This is a genomic window from Marinitoga sp. 1197 (assembly GCF_001021165.1).
Classification (GTDB): Bacteria; Thermotogota; Thermotogae; order Petrotogales; family Petrotogaceae; genus Marinitoga.
In genome coordinates this window covers 47,193-62,056 of record NZ_AZAY01000010.1, presented here as the reverse complement: position 1 = coordinate 62,056, position 14,864 = coordinate 47,193, and the positions used below count along the sequence as shown (strand labels likewise).

The 14,864-nt window shown below is 30.6% G+C and carries 16 protein-coding genes, 2 tRNA genes and 1 other annotated feature; of the genes, 4 read left to right on the top strand and 14 right to left on the bottom strand.

The features are described 5' to 3' along the window. Positions 1-18 precede the first annotated feature (18 nt). The 10 genes from rpoB to X275_RS02985 form a co-directional block, all read right to left on the bottom strand. Positions 19-3,627, bottom strand: a complete 3,609-nt coding sequence (gene rpoB, locus X275_RS03030) for a DNA-directed RNA polymerase subunit beta (protein WP_047267468.1) — start codon at positions 3,625-3,627, stop codon at positions 19-21. 110 nt (positions 3,628-3,737) lie between these two features. Continuing rightward, positions 3,738-4,118, bottom strand: a complete 381-nt coding sequence (gene rplL / locus X275_RS03025; protein WP_047266365.1) for a 50S ribosomal protein L7/L12 — start codon at positions 4,116-4,118, stop codon at positions 3,738-3,740. A gap of 30 nt (positions 4,119-4,148) precedes the next feature. After that, positions 4,149-4,697 carry a 50S ribosomal protein L10 gene (rplJ, locus tag X275_RS03020; protein WP_047267467.1) on the bottom strand — a complete coding sequence of 183 codons (549 nt, stop codon included), beginning with the start codon at positions 4,695-4,697 and terminating at the stop codon, positions 4,149-4,151. A 9-nt stretch (positions 4,698-4,706) separates the two neighbouring features. After that, positions 4,707-4,845: a sequence feature (ribosomal protein L10 leader region), on the bottom strand. Between the two features lie 17 nt (positions 4,846-4,862). Next, the gene (gene rplA, locus X275_RS03015) at positions 4,863-5,564 is read right to left on the bottom strand and encodes a 50S ribosomal protein L1 (RefSeq protein WP_047267466.1); all 702 of its coding nucleotides are present in this window, start codon (positions 5,562-5,564) and stop codon (positions 4,863-4,865) included. A 14-nt stretch (positions 5,565-5,578) separates the two neighbouring features. Beyond that, on the bottom strand, positions 5,579-6,007 hold the full coding sequence (gene rplK, locus X275_RS03010; RefSeq protein WP_047266362.1) for a 50S ribosomal protein L11: 429 nt from the start codon (positions 6,005-6,007) through the stop codon (positions 5,579-5,581). A gap of 47 nt (positions 6,008-6,054) precedes the next feature. After that, complete coding sequence (locus X275_RS03005) at positions 6,055-7,113, bottom strand: transcription termination/antitermination NusG family protein (protein WP_047267465.1); 1,059 nt, start codon at positions 7,111-7,113, stop codon at positions 6,055-6,057. A 21-nt stretch (positions 7,114-7,134) separates the two neighbouring features. Beyond that, positions 7,135-7,362, bottom strand: a complete 228-nt coding sequence (secE, locus tag X275_RS03000) for a preprotein translocase subunit SecE (protein WP_047267464.1) — start codon at positions 7,360-7,362, stop codon at positions 7,135-7,137. A 74-nt stretch (positions 7,363-7,436) separates the two neighbouring features. Continuing rightward, positions 7,437-7,601, bottom strand: a complete 165-nt coding sequence (gene rpmG / locus X275_RS02995; protein WP_047267463.1) for a 50S ribosomal protein L33 — start codon at positions 7,599-7,601, stop codon at positions 7,437-7,439. Between the two features lie 36 nt (positions 7,602-7,637). Next, positions 7,638-7,724: transfer RNA gene (locus tag X275_RS02990), tRNA-Tyr, on the bottom strand. 18 nt (positions 7,725-7,742) lie between these two features. Beyond that, positions 7,743-7,818: transfer RNA gene (locus X275_RS02985), tRNA-Thr, on the bottom strand. A 190-nt stretch (positions 7,819-8,008) separates the two neighbouring features. On the opposite strand from X275_RS02985, the gene X275_RS02980 reads away from it, so the two are divergent. Then, positions 8,009-8,554, top strand: coding sequence for an NUDIX domain-containing protein (locus tag X275_RS02980; RefSeq protein ID WP_047267462.1), 546 nt, complete (start codon positions 8,009-8,011; stop codon positions 8,552-8,554). A gap of 3 nt (positions 8,555-8,557) precedes the next feature. Here the strand turns inward: X275_RS02980 and X275_RS02975 are convergent, their stop codons facing one another. Then, complete coding sequence (locus tag X275_RS02975; RefSeq protein ID WP_047267461.1) at positions 8,558-9,388, bottom strand: DMT family transporter; 831 nt, start codon at positions 9,386-9,388, stop codon at positions 8,558-8,560. A 140-nt stretch (positions 9,389-9,528) separates the two neighbouring features. Here X275_RS02975 and X275_RS02970 point away from each other — a divergent pair, with 140 nt between their 5' ends. The 3 genes from X275_RS02970 (at position 9,529) to X275_RS02960 (ending at position 11,416) form a co-directional block, all read left to right on the top strand. Next, positions 9,529-10,092: a hypothetical protein gene (locus X275_RS02970; RefSeq protein WP_047267460.1), complete on the top strand. Its 564-nt coding sequence runs from the start codon at positions 9,529-9,531 to the stop codon at positions 10,090-10,092. A gap of 12 nt (positions 10,093-10,104) precedes the next feature. Then, positions 10,105-10,734 (top strand): Crp/Fnr family transcriptional regulator, encoded by a 630-nt coding sequence (locus X275_RS02965; protein ID WP_047267459.1) that lies wholly within the window; start codon positions 10,105-10,107, stop codon positions 10,732-10,734. Between the two features lie 229 nt (positions 10,735-10,963). Beyond that, the gene (locus X275_RS02960) at positions 10,964-11,416 is read left to right on the top strand and encodes an Hsp20/alpha crystallin family protein (RefSeq protein ID WP_047267458.1); all 453 of its coding nucleotides are present in this window, start codon (positions 10,964-10,966) and stop codon (positions 11,414-11,416) included. A gap of 30 nt (positions 11,417-11,446) precedes the next feature. Here X275_RS02960 and X275_RS02955 read toward each other — a convergent pair whose 3' ends face one another. The 3 genes from X275_RS02955 to X275_RS02945 form a co-directional block, all read right to left on the bottom strand. Continuing rightward, complete coding sequence (locus tag X275_RS02955; RefSeq protein ID WP_047267457.1) at positions 11,447-12,910, bottom strand: NAD(P)/FAD-dependent oxidoreductase; 1,464 nt, start codon at positions 12,908-12,910, stop codon at positions 11,447-11,449. After that, positions 12,910-13,380 carry a hypothetical protein gene (locus X275_RS02950; RefSeq protein ID WP_047267456.1) on the bottom strand — a complete coding sequence of 157 codons (471 nt, stop codon included), beginning with the start codon at positions 13,378-13,380 and terminating at the stop codon, positions 12,910-12,912. Before X275_RS02950 ends, X275_RS02955 begins: the two co-directional genes overlap by 1 nt. A gap of 370 nt (positions 13,381-13,750) precedes the next feature. Further along, positions 13,751-14,863, bottom strand: a complete 1,113-nt coding sequence (locus X275_RS02945) for an NADH:ubiquinone reductase (Na(+)-transporting) subunit F (RefSeq protein ID WP_047267455.1) — start codon at positions 14,861-14,863, stop codon at positions 13,751-13,753. Between the last annotated feature and the right edge of the window lies 1 nt (position 14,864).

The window sequence follows — 14,864 nt, the reverse complement described above, 5'->3', positions numbered from 1 at the left end:
ACCCTCCTTGAGGGGAATTTATAATTTATCAACATCTAATTCATTACCGTCCTCATCAAACAAACGAACATCTAACATTAATCCTTGTAATTCCTTAACTAAAACCTTAAAACTTTCTGGAATTCCAGGATCTGGAAGATTTTTCCCATTTAATATTGCTTTATAAACTTCATTCCTACCTTTTATATCATCAGATTTATATGTAAGCATTTCTGTTAATGTATGAGCGGCACCATAAGCTTCTAAAGCCCAAACTTCCATTTCACCAAATCTTTGACCACCGAAATGAGCTTTACCTCCAAGTGGTTGTTGGTGAATTAATGAATATGGACCTGTTGAACGAGCATGCATTTTATCCTTTGCAATATGAACCAATCTAAGCATATACATATATCCAATAGCAATTGGATAGTCGAAAGGTTCTCCTGTTCTTCCATCTCTTAATACTATTTTACCACTTTCAATTTCCGGCGAATCTCCTAAATCAAGTCCATATTCTTTACGCACTTCATCTAACTCATCCATTCTATTATTTTTCCTTGCTTCATATAATGCTTTCATTATTTCTTTTTCTTTTGCACCATCAAAAATTGGCGTTGCAAAATGTTTTCCTGTTAGTTTTGCCAGCCATCCAAGATGCATTTCTAATACCTGTCCAAGGTTCATACGTGATGGAACACCCAACGGACTTAATATCATTTCAATAGGCTTTCCATTTGGCAAGAAAGGCATATCCTCTTTTCTTAAAATATTAGAAACAACACCTTTATTACCATGCCTTCCTGCTAATTTATCTCCAACATTCAATGTTTTTTTCGAAGCAATATATACTTTTACATATTGATTTACACCTGTTTCAAGATCTGGAATATCTTTTCTTGTATATACTTTTACATCTATAACTCTTCCTTCAATACCATGTGGAACGGTTAATGAAGTGTCTTTAACATCTTTACCTCTATCTCCAAATACTGATCTTATTAATTTTTCTTCTGGTGATGTTTCTGATTCTCCTCTTGGAGTAACCTTACCTACTAAAATATCTCCTGAGGTAACATATGCTCCTACTCTAACAATACCATGTTCATCTAGATTTCTTAAAGATTCTTTTTTTACATTCGGAATATCTGCTGTGATTTCTTCTGGCCCAAGTTGTGTATCCATAGCTTTTGTTTCATAAACTTCTATATGTAAAGAAGTAAATGTATCCCTTTCAAGTAATTCTTCATTTACAAGTATGGCATCTTCAAAATTATATCCTTCCCATGGCATAAAGGCCACTAATACATTTTTCCCTAAAGCTAACTCTCCCATATCAATCGCTGGCCCATCGGCAATCGGTGCGCCCTTTTCTACTATTTCATTCATTTCAACTATTGGCCTTTGATTTATTGTCGTATCCTGATTTGATCTGATAAACTTCCATAATGTATATTTATCTTGAACAGGATTCCCATAATTATCAACTATTTCTTTTCCATTTTCATCTATTCTATTTATAATTATTGTTTTACCATCAATATATGATACCTTTCCTCTATGTTTCGCCTTGATTACATAACCCGAATCTCTTGCTGCAAGCCATTCCACACCAGTACCTACGTATGGAGCCTCTGTAATCATCAAAGGAACCGCCTGTCTCTGCATGTTTGATCCCATCAAAGCACGGTTAGCATCATCGTGTTCAAGGAATGGTATCAATGATGTTGAAACTGAAACAATTTGTTTTGGAGTAACAGCAATAAATTCAACATCTTCTCTATGAACATATGTAACCTTTCCTGCATGCCTGATTTCAACATATTCTGATTTTATTATTCCATTTTCATCTATTTCTACAGATGCTGGTGCAATAATCTTTTCTTCTTCTTGATCTGCAGTTAACCAATAAACACCTTTATCATATAAAACCTTACCTTCTTTTACCCTATAATAAGGTGTTTCCAGAAAACCAAATTCATCAACTCTGGCAAGTATTGCTAATGAGGTAATCAACCCTATATTAGCTCCTTCTGGTGTTTCAATAGGACACATCCTTCCATAATGCGAGTGATGAACATCACGAACCTCAAATTTTGCATGTTCTCTTTTTAATCCACCTGGTCCAATAGCCGATAATCTTCTTTTATGAGTTAATTCAGATAATGGGTTTACCTGATCCATAAACTGTGATAATTGACTGGTTGCAAAAAATTGATTTATGGTTGTCATTATAGCTCTAGAATTTATCAAAGAATTAGGTGTCAATTTTTGAATATTTGGAATAACACTTAGTTTTTCATTTAGTATTGGAAGCATTTTAGAAAATGATCTTTCAAATTCTATTTGCATTAATTCCCCAACAGATCTAACTCTTTTATTCCCAAGGTGATCTCTGGTATCGAGTAATTCCGGATTCTCTTTCATTTCTAACAAATGTCTTGAAGCTAATATTAAATCGAGTTTTGTTAAAGTCTTTTCATCTTTATGAGGATATTCTATATCTTCACCTTTTTCGACATTTTTCTTTTCAACATCTATCAAATATTTTTTATAAACATCTTCCATTCTATTAACTATTTTCTTTCTTCCAATCATCGAAAAATCAAACGTATTAGGATTAAAATATAAATTATTTATATAATCAGTAGCAATGTTTACTCTTGGAATTTCACCAGGTCTTAATTTTTTAAATAATTCTTTATAAGCCTCTTCTGGAGCCAATATTGAATCTTCTGTTTCATATGATTTTTTGAACAGGTCTAAGGTATTCTGCGCAACAATATGAGCAACAGTAATTTCTGAAATTCCTAAATCAATCAATTCATCAACGATTTTATCTGTTAAACGAATACCTCTGTATGTTTTATTTTCTTTATACAATTCAGAACTTTCAGGTACAGCAATATCAGAAAGTATTGTTATATTTTTTTCAAGATATTCTGTTAAATCATAATTTAAATTAATTTTTTGTGGATATAAATCTAATATTGCTAAATCCGAATCATATCCAAGCGCCCTCAAAAATAAGAAGAAATTGAATTTTCTTTTTCTATCTATTCTTATTTGTAAGAAATCCTTACCTGGATTGGGATTATATATTATTTCTAACCATGCCCCCTTAACAGGTAAAAAGTGGGCAACAAAATAAGGTCTTGTTTGTTTAACACTTTTTTGTTCTTCACTTACAAAATATACACCTGGTGACCTGACAAGCTGGTTAACAACAACCCTTTCTGCACCATTTATTATAAATGTACTTCTATCAGTTATTTTTGGTATATTTCCAAAAAATAACGAATCACTGGGTTCTATTATCTCCCCAGTACTATGATCTGTTATTCTGATTTTAGCCTTCAATGGAACTGTATAAGAAAGACCTTTTTCTTTACATTCCATTTCCTCAAAAAGCGGACCTTCCACCCACACTTCAGTAAACTCAAGTGAAACCTTACTTTTCCTTTTACCTTTTAATTCAACCGTAATTGGCGAATACTTGTCTAATACTTCTTTTACTCCATCTTTTACAAACCATTCAAACGAATTAAGCTGAATTTCCAATAAATCATGAAAAAGCGTCAAATCTTCTTTAACTTTGCCAAAAAAATGCCTTTCTCTTTTTCCCACCTTTAACACTCGGGTGTTCACAAAGAATCACCTCGTCTTCCTAATTTTTTATTAGCAAAACAATACCGCATCAGACTATAGTCTGATGCGGGTAAATTATATCATATAAAAGTTTATATTTCTTTAAGAAATTACTTCAATTCTACTTCTGCGCCAGCTGCTTCTAATTTTTTCTTTAATTCTTCTGCTTCGTCTTTTGCTGCTCCTTCTTTTATAACAGCATCTGGAGTACCTGCTTTTTCCACTAAGTCTTTAGCTTCTTTTAATCCTAATCCTGTTATTTCTCTAACAACTTTAATTACATTTATTTTCTTTGCGCCAAAGCTCTTTAATACAACATCAAATGAATCTTTTTCTTCTGCTGCTGGAGCTGCTCCTGCAACTGGTGCTGCTGCAACTGCAACTGGTGCTGCTGCTGATACACCAAATTCATCTTCTAAAGCTTTTACTAATTCTGCTAATTCTGCTACTGTCATTTCTTTAATTGCTTGAATTAATTCTTCTCTTGTCATTTAAATACACCTCCTGAAATTATTTAAGTATTATTGTTTTTCCTTCTCTTCTTTTATTGCGTTCAACGCATATAAGAATTTCCTTAATATTCCACCTAATGCACCAACCAAGCCGGATATAGGAGCATTTAAGCCACCCACCAACATAGCCAATAATTGTTCTTTTGATGGTAATTTTGCCAATTCTTCTGCTTCTTCTGAAGAAAAGATTTTACCTTCTAAAATTCCAGCTTTAATAACTGGAACATCTAACTTATTTTTCTTTTTAAATTCCACTAAAACTTTTAATGTTTCAATTGGATCAGCTTCTTTAGTGTAAAGTAAAGCTGTGTTTCCTTCTAAATATTTCTCAAAATCTTCTAAGTTTAACCCTGCGTTTTTTATTGCAGTTTTTATCAAAGCATTTCTTGTGATTTTAAATACAACTTTATCTTCGAACTTTTTGTATAATTCACCTCTAAATGCATTTGATTGAGCAACTGTCATACCTTTAAAATCAACAAAGGTAATAATTGAAGATTCTTTGAATACAGTTTCTAATTCTTTTAACAACTCAGCCTTTTGCGCTCTTGTTAACACCGACTCACACCTCCTCTAAAAAAATCTGCGGTCCCGAGGACCGCAGAAAGGCTAAAACATTATTGTTTTATCTTCAGCGTACCTCGGCAGGCGGGTTTCCACCACATTATATATTACCTGCTGTCTTCAGTACATATTTACGTGAGTATTATAACACAAGTATCGTTACTTTTCAGTTAAAAAATCAGAAACGTTTAATTTCAATCCAGGACCCATTGTTGGAGCTAATGAAACTTTCCTTATAAACTTCCCTTTTGCTCCAGATGGTCTCATTTTTTCTATTTGTTGTAAAGCTTCTACTATATTTTCTCTTAATTTTACAGCATCAAATGATTTTTTACCTACTGCTATATGTAAATTTCCTGTTTTATCATTTCTTACTTCTATTTTACCTGCTTTGAATTCCTTTACCGCATCAGCAACATCATTTGTAACTGTTCCAGATTTTGGAGAAGGCATTAATCCCCTTGGCCCTAATATTTTACCTAACCTTCCAATTTCTCTCATCATATCAGGTGTTGCTATAGCTATATCAAAATCTGTCCAGCCACCCTGTATTTTCTGAATAAATTCATCGGAACCTGCATAATCTGCTCCTGCTTCTAATGCCTCTTTTACTTTATCACCTTTAGCAAATACTAAAATTCTAACCTTTTTTCCTGTTCCATGAGGTAAGGATATATTTCCTCTAACCTGTTGATCATTTTTTCTTGGATCTATACCTAAAACCATATGTAATTCTATACTTTCATCAAACTTCGCTGTTGCTATTTTTGGAAGTACTTCTAATGCCTCATCCAATGTATAAAATTTTTCTCTATCAATTGTTTTTTTTGCTTCTAAATATCTCTTACCATGTCTTGGCATTCACACACACCCCCTTAACCTTCGACTACTTCTATGCCCATATTTCTTGCAGTACCTTTTATTATTTCCATAGCTGCTTCAATTGTTTTTGCATTTAAATCGGGCATTTTGATTTCTGCAATTTCTTTTACCTGAGATAATGTTATTTTTCCGACAATCTCTCTACCAGGATTCGAAGCACCTTTTTTCAATCCAGCTGCCTGTAAAATTAAAAAGGAAGCTGGGGGGGTTTTTAATGCAAATGTAAATGATCTGTCTTCATACACAGTAATTTCAACAGGAATAATCATTCCTGCCTTATCAGCTGTTGCTGCATTAAACTTTTTACAAAATTCCATTAAATTTACACCATGCTGACCTAACGCAGGACCAACTGGTGGCGCAGGTGTTGCTTTACCTGCTGGCAACTGCAACTTCACCATTCTTGCTACTTTTTTTGCCATACAATTCCCTCCTTTGTGGTATTAGCGGGGTTTCCCTCCCACCTTTGTTAATCTATCTTTTCTATTTCTGTTAAACCTAATTCTACTTCTGTTTCTCTACCAAACATATTTATTGTAACTTTTACACTTTGCTTATGCAAATCTATATGAGTAATTTTCCCAGTAAAAAATTCAAACGGCCCACTTACAATACGCACATGTTCTCCAACCTGATAATCCACTCTTAACTTACTTTCTTTAACTTCATAATTTTCTTCACCTGTAAGCCTCAACAGCGCTTTGACTTCTTTTGTTTTTAACCGAACAGGCGTTCCACCTATATTAATAAAATTAATAACATAAGGGATATTTTTTACCATTTCCTGTGTTTCCTTATTTAATATCATTTCAATAAACATATATCCTGGAAATAATCTTGACACTCTGGTTTTTAAGATTATAATTTCCTTCCTACTCGCAAAATCCCTTATTTCCACTTTTCCTGAAGATTTTGTTTTATATTGTCTCTTATTTCCCAGAATTTGACCTTTTTCCACATATGTCCCTTTTCTAAATGCATTAGAATCAAAATTATCCTTAAACACAAAATATACATCTTTTGCATTAGAATCGGTTTGTATAGTAACCCTTTTTAACTTATCAATAGAAATTACAATCCCGTCTAAATCAGCCTCATATCCTTCTTCTCGTGCAAGAGGTATTCCAGCATGTATTCTGGAATTTACTTTTAAACCTCCTATTATCTTTGCACTTTCAGGAATTAAAAATGTTTTTGTGAATTTTTTATCCTTTGTTTCCACTATTATTTTCCTGAAATTTTTCACTTCAATAATTGTTCCTGAATTTTTCACAATTATCGGCGGTTCTTCTGCCAATAAATCACCTTTTTTTACATTTTCTCCATTTTTTACAAAAACAATCGCTTCTTCTGATACGACCATTCTTTCAATTCTTTTATTAGTTAAATCGATTTCACTTTCCTCTGGTATTAATATCTTTCCAAACATCTTTTCTTTCTCATATAATCTCGCCTTTTCTTCAATTAATTCTTTAACTTTATACTCCATGCCAGAGAAAGTTTGTAAAATATACCATTTCTTACGCATGTTTATTCACCTGCTTTATTTTCATTGAGTAGCGCCAGTTCCCAATCCACTTTTAATACCTATCAAAGGATAAACAACTTTGGAAAATAGATTTAATAATCCATAATCAGCTATAAATAAATATAATGATACAAAAATCAATATTACCAGTACTATTAACGTTGAATTTACAGCTTCTTTCCTATTTGGCCATTTAACCTTTCTAGCTTCTTGCATAACTGAACTTAAAAATAACCAAAATTTCGACATTAAAACACCCCCAGAATTTAATCATAACCCCCTATATCAGGGGGTTGATTTCTTTTTAGAAGAAGTCTTACAATTTATATTTTTGATTCAACATGTAAAGTATGCTTATTACAATGAGGACAATATTTTCTAAATTCTAATTTTTTCTTAGAGGTTCTTTTTCTTTGTTTGTAATAATTTCTTCTATTACATTCGGTGCATTTTAATGATACGGTTAAAACAGGACTTTTTGCTGCCATTTTATTTCACCTCACATAACATTGTAATTAATGAAATGGTGGTGAGGGAAGGATTCGAACCTTCGAAGGCAATCCGCCAGCGGATTTACAGTCCGCCCCCTTTGGCCACTCGGGCACCTCACCACCTATAGAAAAAAATTATGGAGCCGACGAAGGGACTTGAACCCCCAACCTGCTGATTACAAGTCAGCCGCTCTGCCAATTGAGCTACGTCGGCAACTCATCCGGGGATTATTATACCAGATAAATACCATACTGTCAATTACTTAATGATTAAGAAGTTATTACTCAATTGAAACAACTAAAAATTTAAAAGATATATTAAGGCGTTCAAAAAACTAATAGAAATATGATATAATTTTAAAAACACTTCTTTTAAAAACATTTCTTCAGAAAGGAGCCGATTTATGAATAATATTAAAGAGTTTTTCAATTTTCTCAATTTAAATTTTGATACTAAAAGACTTTTAAAAAACGAAAAACAAAAAATAGCTGTAATGTGTTATGCAAAAAATCAATTTAATGAAATTCTAATGCTCGAAAGATTCAAAGAACCTTTTTCAGGAAAACTTGTTCCACCTGGTGGAAAGGTTAAAGATAATGAACCAATAATAGATGCAATAAAAAGAGAATTTTTTGAAGAAACAGGATTTAAACTAAATAATTTGAAATTAAAGATTTTTACATCAGAAGAAGGACCAGAATATTATAACTGGATTTTATTTATTTTTTTAGCAAATATTAAATTAGAAAATCCCGAAAAAAAAGAATTGAAAAAGTGTAATGAAGGGATTTTAAAATGGGTAAATAAAGATAATCTACTAAAAGAAAACCTTACTGAAATCGATAAAAAAATTATCCCATACTTATACGAAAAGCACGGGATATTCTTTATCGAAATAAATTACGATAATAATAAAAAGGCTAAAATACTAAACATCGAACAAATTTAACTTCTACATTTCCCTTATTTCATTAATACCAAATCTAACAGATGCTATTATCAACGCAGACAACAATATAATCGCTCCTATTATTTGTTGAGTTGTCATTCTTTCACTTAAAAATATATATGCTGATAACATAGCAAATATAGGCTCTCCCACAAAGATAAATGCTGTAGTATTGGTTGAAACAACCTTTTGATATTTTAATTGAATTAATGTTGCAAAAATTGTAGCTAAAACAGCAGTAAACAAAGCAACTCCAATCATAGGTAAAGTAATATTTATCGGCTTAGTAAATGATAGCATTCCATTTAATAATGCTACGGTCAAAAATTGATATCCCAATAATGCTGTTTCTTCTTCAATTTTAGAAAACTTTGTTATATATACCATGGATAAGGCAAAAGCTACTGCACAAATTACTGTTAAAAAATCTCCGAGATTAAATCCTTTTATTCCTCCAGATAACAAATAAGATCCTACAATTGCAATAGGCAAAGCTATTATATGATTTATATGCGCTTTTTCTTTTTCTACTATATATGAAAAAAAAGGAACCATTATTATATATAATGACGTTATAAATCCACTTTTAGATGCTGTTGTCAAAGTTAATCCTATTGTCTGGGTTATAAAACCTAATGCAATAAATAGTCCTATAATCATTCCATATTTAAAATTTTGTTTTTTCCATATTAAAAAAGATAAAAAAGAAGCTATAGCAAATCTCAAAGTTAGATATATATATACATCATCACTTCCAACTGTCATCTTCACTAAAGGAAATGTGCTTCCCCATATAAATGTTACCAGGATCAATAAAAAATATGCCTTAAACACATACATCCCCCCAATATTTCGTATTACTAATTATTTTATCATATTTATATCCCTCTGTCAAAAAAATAACATTGTTAAAAAGGATATTTCATTTTGAAAAAGAAATATATAGTAGTAAAATAATAATAGAGGGTGTTATTATGAGAATTGGCAATTCATTACCTCAACTTGATAGTAAAAGTATATACTTAGAATCAAAATTAAGAAAATTATTATTAGAAGCTATTAAAAGCAAGAATAACAACTTACTTTTAAAACTCGGTAATATAAATAATTTAATAAAATCTGGCAATCTGGATGCAGCGGAAAAAGAAATAAAAAATGCAGAAAAAACCATATCTTTTAAAGATATAAACAAAAAAAGCGTTATTAATAAAAATGTTATTAATATAGTTCAAAAAACTACAAATGATAAAAAGAAAGAAAAAATATATGACTCTAAAGAAAATAACATTTATCTACAAGATAATTCTCCTGATTCTGCTGTTTCTTTTCAATATCCAACTGCTATACCAGAAAGTGCATCTTTTCTTTTCATAAGTTCTCACGAAGGAGAACACGCAAGAGAAATTATAAAAGAAGCCATGTTTAAAGGTAAAATGGCACAAGTTTATGTGAGATATTTTACATCATATGATTCAGAAGGAAGACTTGTGTATACTGGCGGGGTAACCTGGGGGAAAATATTAGATTCTAAAGTTTAACGGAGGGATTCTGTGAATAAATTTATAATAGAAAAAATTGCATCATTCGATGAAGATATAAATAAATATAGTAAAATATTAAATATTAAAAAAAATGAAATCCTGCATTCGCCACATGAAAAACTGCAACAGATGAGTATAGTATTGGAAGGACTCTTAAGAGTGGTAAAATTCACTTCAGAAGGAAATGAACAGGTTCTGAAATATATAAAAAAAGACGAAAGTTTTGGTGAAGGATTAATCTTTTCTGGAGAAAATTATCCATCATTCATTATTGCTGAACAGGATTCTAAGATTTTCGAAATATCAAGCAAAGGTGTTTTAAACTTATTTAAAAAGAATGAAGATTTCCTTGTTTTATATTTAAATGAAATTTCAAGAAAATTAATGAATTTATCCAACATAATAGATATCCTCATAATAAAATCTATTAAAGAAAGAATTATAAAGTATTTTTCATTATTACATAAACAACAAAAAACTGAAATTATTTACTTTAAATCAAAGCAGAAAATAGCAAGTGATATTGGAAGCGTTAGAGAAGTAGTTTCAAAAAAAATAAAAGAACTGATAAATGAAGGTATAATTGAAGAAATAGATAAAAATCATATTAAATTATTAAATCTAAAATTATTTGAATAACTGCGATTTAAATCGCAGTTATTTTTTTGATTAAGTATTATCAATTAAAAGTAAAAAGTGCTATACAATTTAGTAAATATTAAATTTAAATAATTTATAATATTTTTATTATAAGATATATAAAGATTTTTTAAGAAAGAAAAAATTTTTGAACCTGATGAAATTTTTTTCGTCATAAAAAATGGAAGTCGATAAAAAAGAAAAATTTTGAAAAAGGAGGGGATAAAATATGAGTGAAATCAAAAGATATGAAAGAGGTAACTTTTTTGAACCATTTGAAACATTGAAAAGGGAAATTGAAAGATTATTCGATGATTTTGGTACTTTAGATATGTTTGAAAATCCAAAAGCTTTTGCAATGCCATCTCTTGATATTTATGAAACAGAAAAAGATATAGTCATTGAAGCTGATGTTCCAGGTTATGATAAAAAAGATATAAACATTAGATTAGATGATGACATATTGACTATATCAGCCGAGAAAAAAGATAATAAAGAAGAAAAAGGTAGAAATTACATAAAACGAGAAAGATATTTTGGAAAATTCGAAAGATCTATTAGACTACCAGATTATATAGACTTTGAAAAGATTAAAGCTAAATTTAAAGATGGCGTTTTAAAGATAGAGATACCCAAACTTGCAGAAAAGGTTAAAAAATTCAAACAAATCAATATAGACTAACAACAACTCCCACCAGGGAGTTGTTGTTTTTTAATTTTCTTTAATTCCAAGATTCTTGAAGTAATTTAAATTTACTTTTTTTGGTATAATTCCAGAACCTTTGCTTTTTTCTGGTATTTTATTTTCTGGAATATTCAGTACTTCTGAAATAACCTTTTTTATTCTTGGTATGCAAAATTCACCCTGACAAAATCCCATAGTTGCTCTTGTTCGTTTTTTTACAGCATCTATGGACTTTATAGGAATTTCTCTTGTTAGAGCATCTATAATTTCTTTTTTACTAACCATTTCACATCTGCATATTATTTGATCATTATTATTTAAGTTTAGCATTTTATTTACTTCTTTATAGGTCAAATTTTTTTTAATGATTATTGGTGGTCTGTAAGGGTCAAAATCGCTTTTTTTAATCAATTTTAAGCCGGATTTTTTTAGTATGTTTACAACCATTTTCGCAATTGCCGGTGATGAGGTTAATCCCGGCGACTCTATACCAGCAACATTAATAAATCGTTCTTTTGATTCTTCAATTATAAAATCTCCTGTTGATGGTGTTGGCCGTATTCCAGAAAAAGAAGTTAATACCTTTCTTAAATCAATATCAGGAACAGATTTTTTTGCAGTTTTTATTATATATTTTAATGTTTCTATATCTGTAGATGTATCATCCTTATCGCTATTTTCATCTGCATTTGGCCCTATCATTAAATTTCCATGAAAAGTAGGCGTAACTAAAATACCTTTACCTTTTTTTGTTGGAGTTTGAAATATTACTCTATCAATTATATTACCATAACCTTTATGAAATATAATATATTGCCCTTTCCTTGGTTTTATATAAAAATTTAGTATTCCCAACATATATGAAATTCTATCGCTATATACACCTGCAGCGTTAATTATATATTTTGTTTTATATGATGAGTTGTTTGTTATTATATTATAGTAATCACTGAATTCTCCTATACTTATAACTTCATTTTCAAGTTTTAATTCTATACCATTTTTTATAGCATTTTCTACCAATGCTATAGTCATTTCATATGGTGAGGTTATTCCTACATCTTTAGCATATAACGCAATTTTTACATCTGGACTTACATTTGGTTCTAATTCTAAAATTTTTTCTTTATATATTATATCAATTTCTTCCTCTTTTACACCGTTTTTTAAGGCGTTTTCATATAAGTTATTTATGTTAAACTCGTCTTCTCTATTGAAACCAAGCACCAATGCACCAGTTTTTTTATAACCAAAATTTAATTCGTCATTTAATTGTTTATACATTCTATTGCCTTCAAAACATAATCTTGCTTTTAGCGTTCCATGTTTAGAAGCATATCCTCCGTGAACAATACCGCTGTTAGCTTTTGATGCCCCATTACTTACATCATCAGATTTTTCAAGAATTAAAATTTTAAGATTATATCTTGATAATTCTCTGGCTATTGCTGCACCAACAACACCAGCACCAATAATTGTGACATCATACATTATATCCCCTCAAATGGGCAAATTTCCAATATTTTTATCAATTTGGCAGGTTCCAACCTAAATGGTGATCCTTTCCCCTGAAAAAAATGGTGTTTCTCGATTAAATGTATTGAAAGATCACTGTATATTATACTTTCTTTTGTATTTAAGTTTATAACTTTAGTTACGACTTTTCTAAAAAAACCATCCTCAAATGGGCAGGGCAAATGTCCTCTTGCTTCCCCCACCTGAACTTCCCATTTTTTATCTACAGTTATAGGCTCTCCCATACCTTTTTCACCATGTTTTTTTAAATATTTTAACCTTTCTACAATTTTTTCAATTGAACAATTTAGATTAGAAATCATTTCTTCATCATCTATAATTATATCCAATATATTTCTATCATCGTTTCCAAGAAAACCTTCAGCTGTTATTATTCCTGGTTTCATATTTTCCTGAGCTTTTTGAAACTCAGGTGTCATTTTCATAATTTTCCCCCCTTACTTTTAATTATTAGATTATTGTCTAAAAAGTCTCAAATGAAACGAAGACTCGAAGATTGCACTTAAAATTATGAATGAAAGCCGTCAAAATTACATGGACGTAATTTTGAGCGAAACAATACACGATGTATTGTTTGAGCGACGGCTGAGAATGAATAATTTTAAGGATTAGCAATCAAGCTGTCTGAGTGAATTTGACTTTTTGGACACTCTTTTAATTATTAACATGTCCAAAAAGTCAAGCAAGCGAGATGAGCTATTTTTGAAGATTAACAATCAAAGTTTGAGCATTTTGACTTTTTAAACATCGTACTAATTATAAAAAAGTTCGAATGAAACTTGGATACCTTACAAATTATGCAAATTTGTCATAATAAATTTTTTCTTCAGAAATTCCATTTTTTGTCAATACATTAACACATGCGTTTATCATCCCCGGACTACCACACAAATATCCTTCTTTTGGAGTTGATGGATCCATTTTTTCTTTTATGTATTTATCTAAAACATCAGTAATAAAACCTGTTTCTCCTTCCCAATTATCTTCAGGTAATGGCTCTGATAATGCCGGAACAAAGTGAAATTTAGGCCATTTTTTTTCAAGTTCTTTAAATATTTCAACATAGTATAAATCTCTTAAAGAACGAGCCCCAAAGAAGAACCATACATTTCTGTCTGTTATATTTTTTTCAAACATGTCAAGTATTATGGATTTTAATGGCGCCATACCAGATCCACCGGCCACCCCTATTACATCAGCATTTGTATTCCGTAAATAAAATTCCCCAAAAGGTCCAATTAATTCGAGTTCGTCTCCTTCTTTTAAATAGTTATGTACATATGTTGTTGCAATTCCTCCAGGAACAAGTCTGATTAAAAATTCAACACTATCTTTTTCTGAAGGAACAGATGATATGGAATATGCTCTCTGTGTATCCTCTTTTATTTTTTCATAAGGCGGAATTACTATTTGCATATATTGCCCTGCTTTAAAGTTTATTTCTGCAGGTTCTAACAATTTGAATTTCACTTCCTTGATATCGTGTGTGACATCTTTTATTTTTTCTACAGTTGTTTTATATTTTTTTACATTGAACAATTCTTCTGGAAGCCATATTTCTATATCTTTTTTTAGTTTTACCTGACAGGATAATCTTATGTTTTCCTTTATTTCTTCGGGTGTAAGCAATGGTGTTTCAGTAGGCAAATGAGGTCCAATATCAGATAACACTTTTACCTTACATGCACCACAACTTCCTCTTCCACCACAGGCTGAAGGAACAAAGATACCTGTTTCTGATAAAGTTGTTAATAATGACGCGCCGCCTTTTACTATAACATCTTTCTTCCCATTAATATTTATTTTTATATCTCCATAATTGTTTACAATTCCATCTATAATAGTTATAACAGCCGCCAACAATCCACTGATAATAGAAACTATTAAAGGTGCTAATAATATATTCATC

Bases quoted from the DNA above. Each gene is read 5' to 3' on its own strand.
- X275_RS03005 (WP_047267465.1), bottom strand. From the start codon at position 7,113: ATGCGTAAGAAATGGTATATTTTACAAACTTTCTCTGGCATGGAGTAT.
- X275_RS02950 (WP_047267456.1), bottom strand. From the start codon at position 13,380: ATGAAAATGACACCTGAGTTTCAAAAAGCTCAGGAAAATATGAAACCA.
- X275_RS02955 (WP_047267457.1), bottom strand. From the start codon at position 12,910: ATGTATGATGTCACAATTATTGGTGCTGGTGTTGTTGGTGCAGCAATA.
- rplK (WP_047266362.1), bottom strand. From the start codon at position 6,007: ATGGCAAAAAAAGTAGCAAGAATGGTGAAGTTGCAGTTGCCAGCAGGT.
- X275_RS02945 (WP_047267455.1), bottom strand. From the start codon at position 14,863: ATGAATATATTATTAGCACCTTTAATAGTTTCTATTATCAGTGGATTG.
- rpmG (WP_047267463.1), bottom strand. From the start codon at position 7,601: ATGGCAGCAAAAAGTCCTGTTTTAACCGTATCATTAAAATGCACCGAA.
- X275_RS02980 (WP_047267462.1), top strand. From the start codon at position 8,009: ATGAATAATATTAAAGAGTTTTTCAATTTTCTCAATTTAAATTTTGAT.
- X275_RS02970 (WP_047267460.1), top strand. From the start codon at position 9,529: ATGAGAATTGGCAATTCATTACCTCAACTTGATAGTAAAAGTATATAC.
- rplL (WP_047266365.1), bottom strand. From the start codon at position 4,118: ATGACAAGAGAAGAATTAATTCAAGCAATTAAAGAAATGACAGTAGCA.
- X275_RS02960 (WP_047267458.1), top strand. From the start codon at position 10,964: ATGAGTGAAATCAAAAGATATGAAAGAGGTAACTTTTTTGAACCATTT.
- rplA (WP_047267466.1), bottom strand. From the start codon at position 5,564: ATGCCAAGACATGGTAAGAGATATTTAGAAGCAAAAAAAACAATTGAT.
- secE (WP_047267464.1), bottom strand. From the start codon at position 7,362: ATGTCGAAATTTTGGTTATTTTTAAGTTCAGTTATGCAAGAAGCTAGA.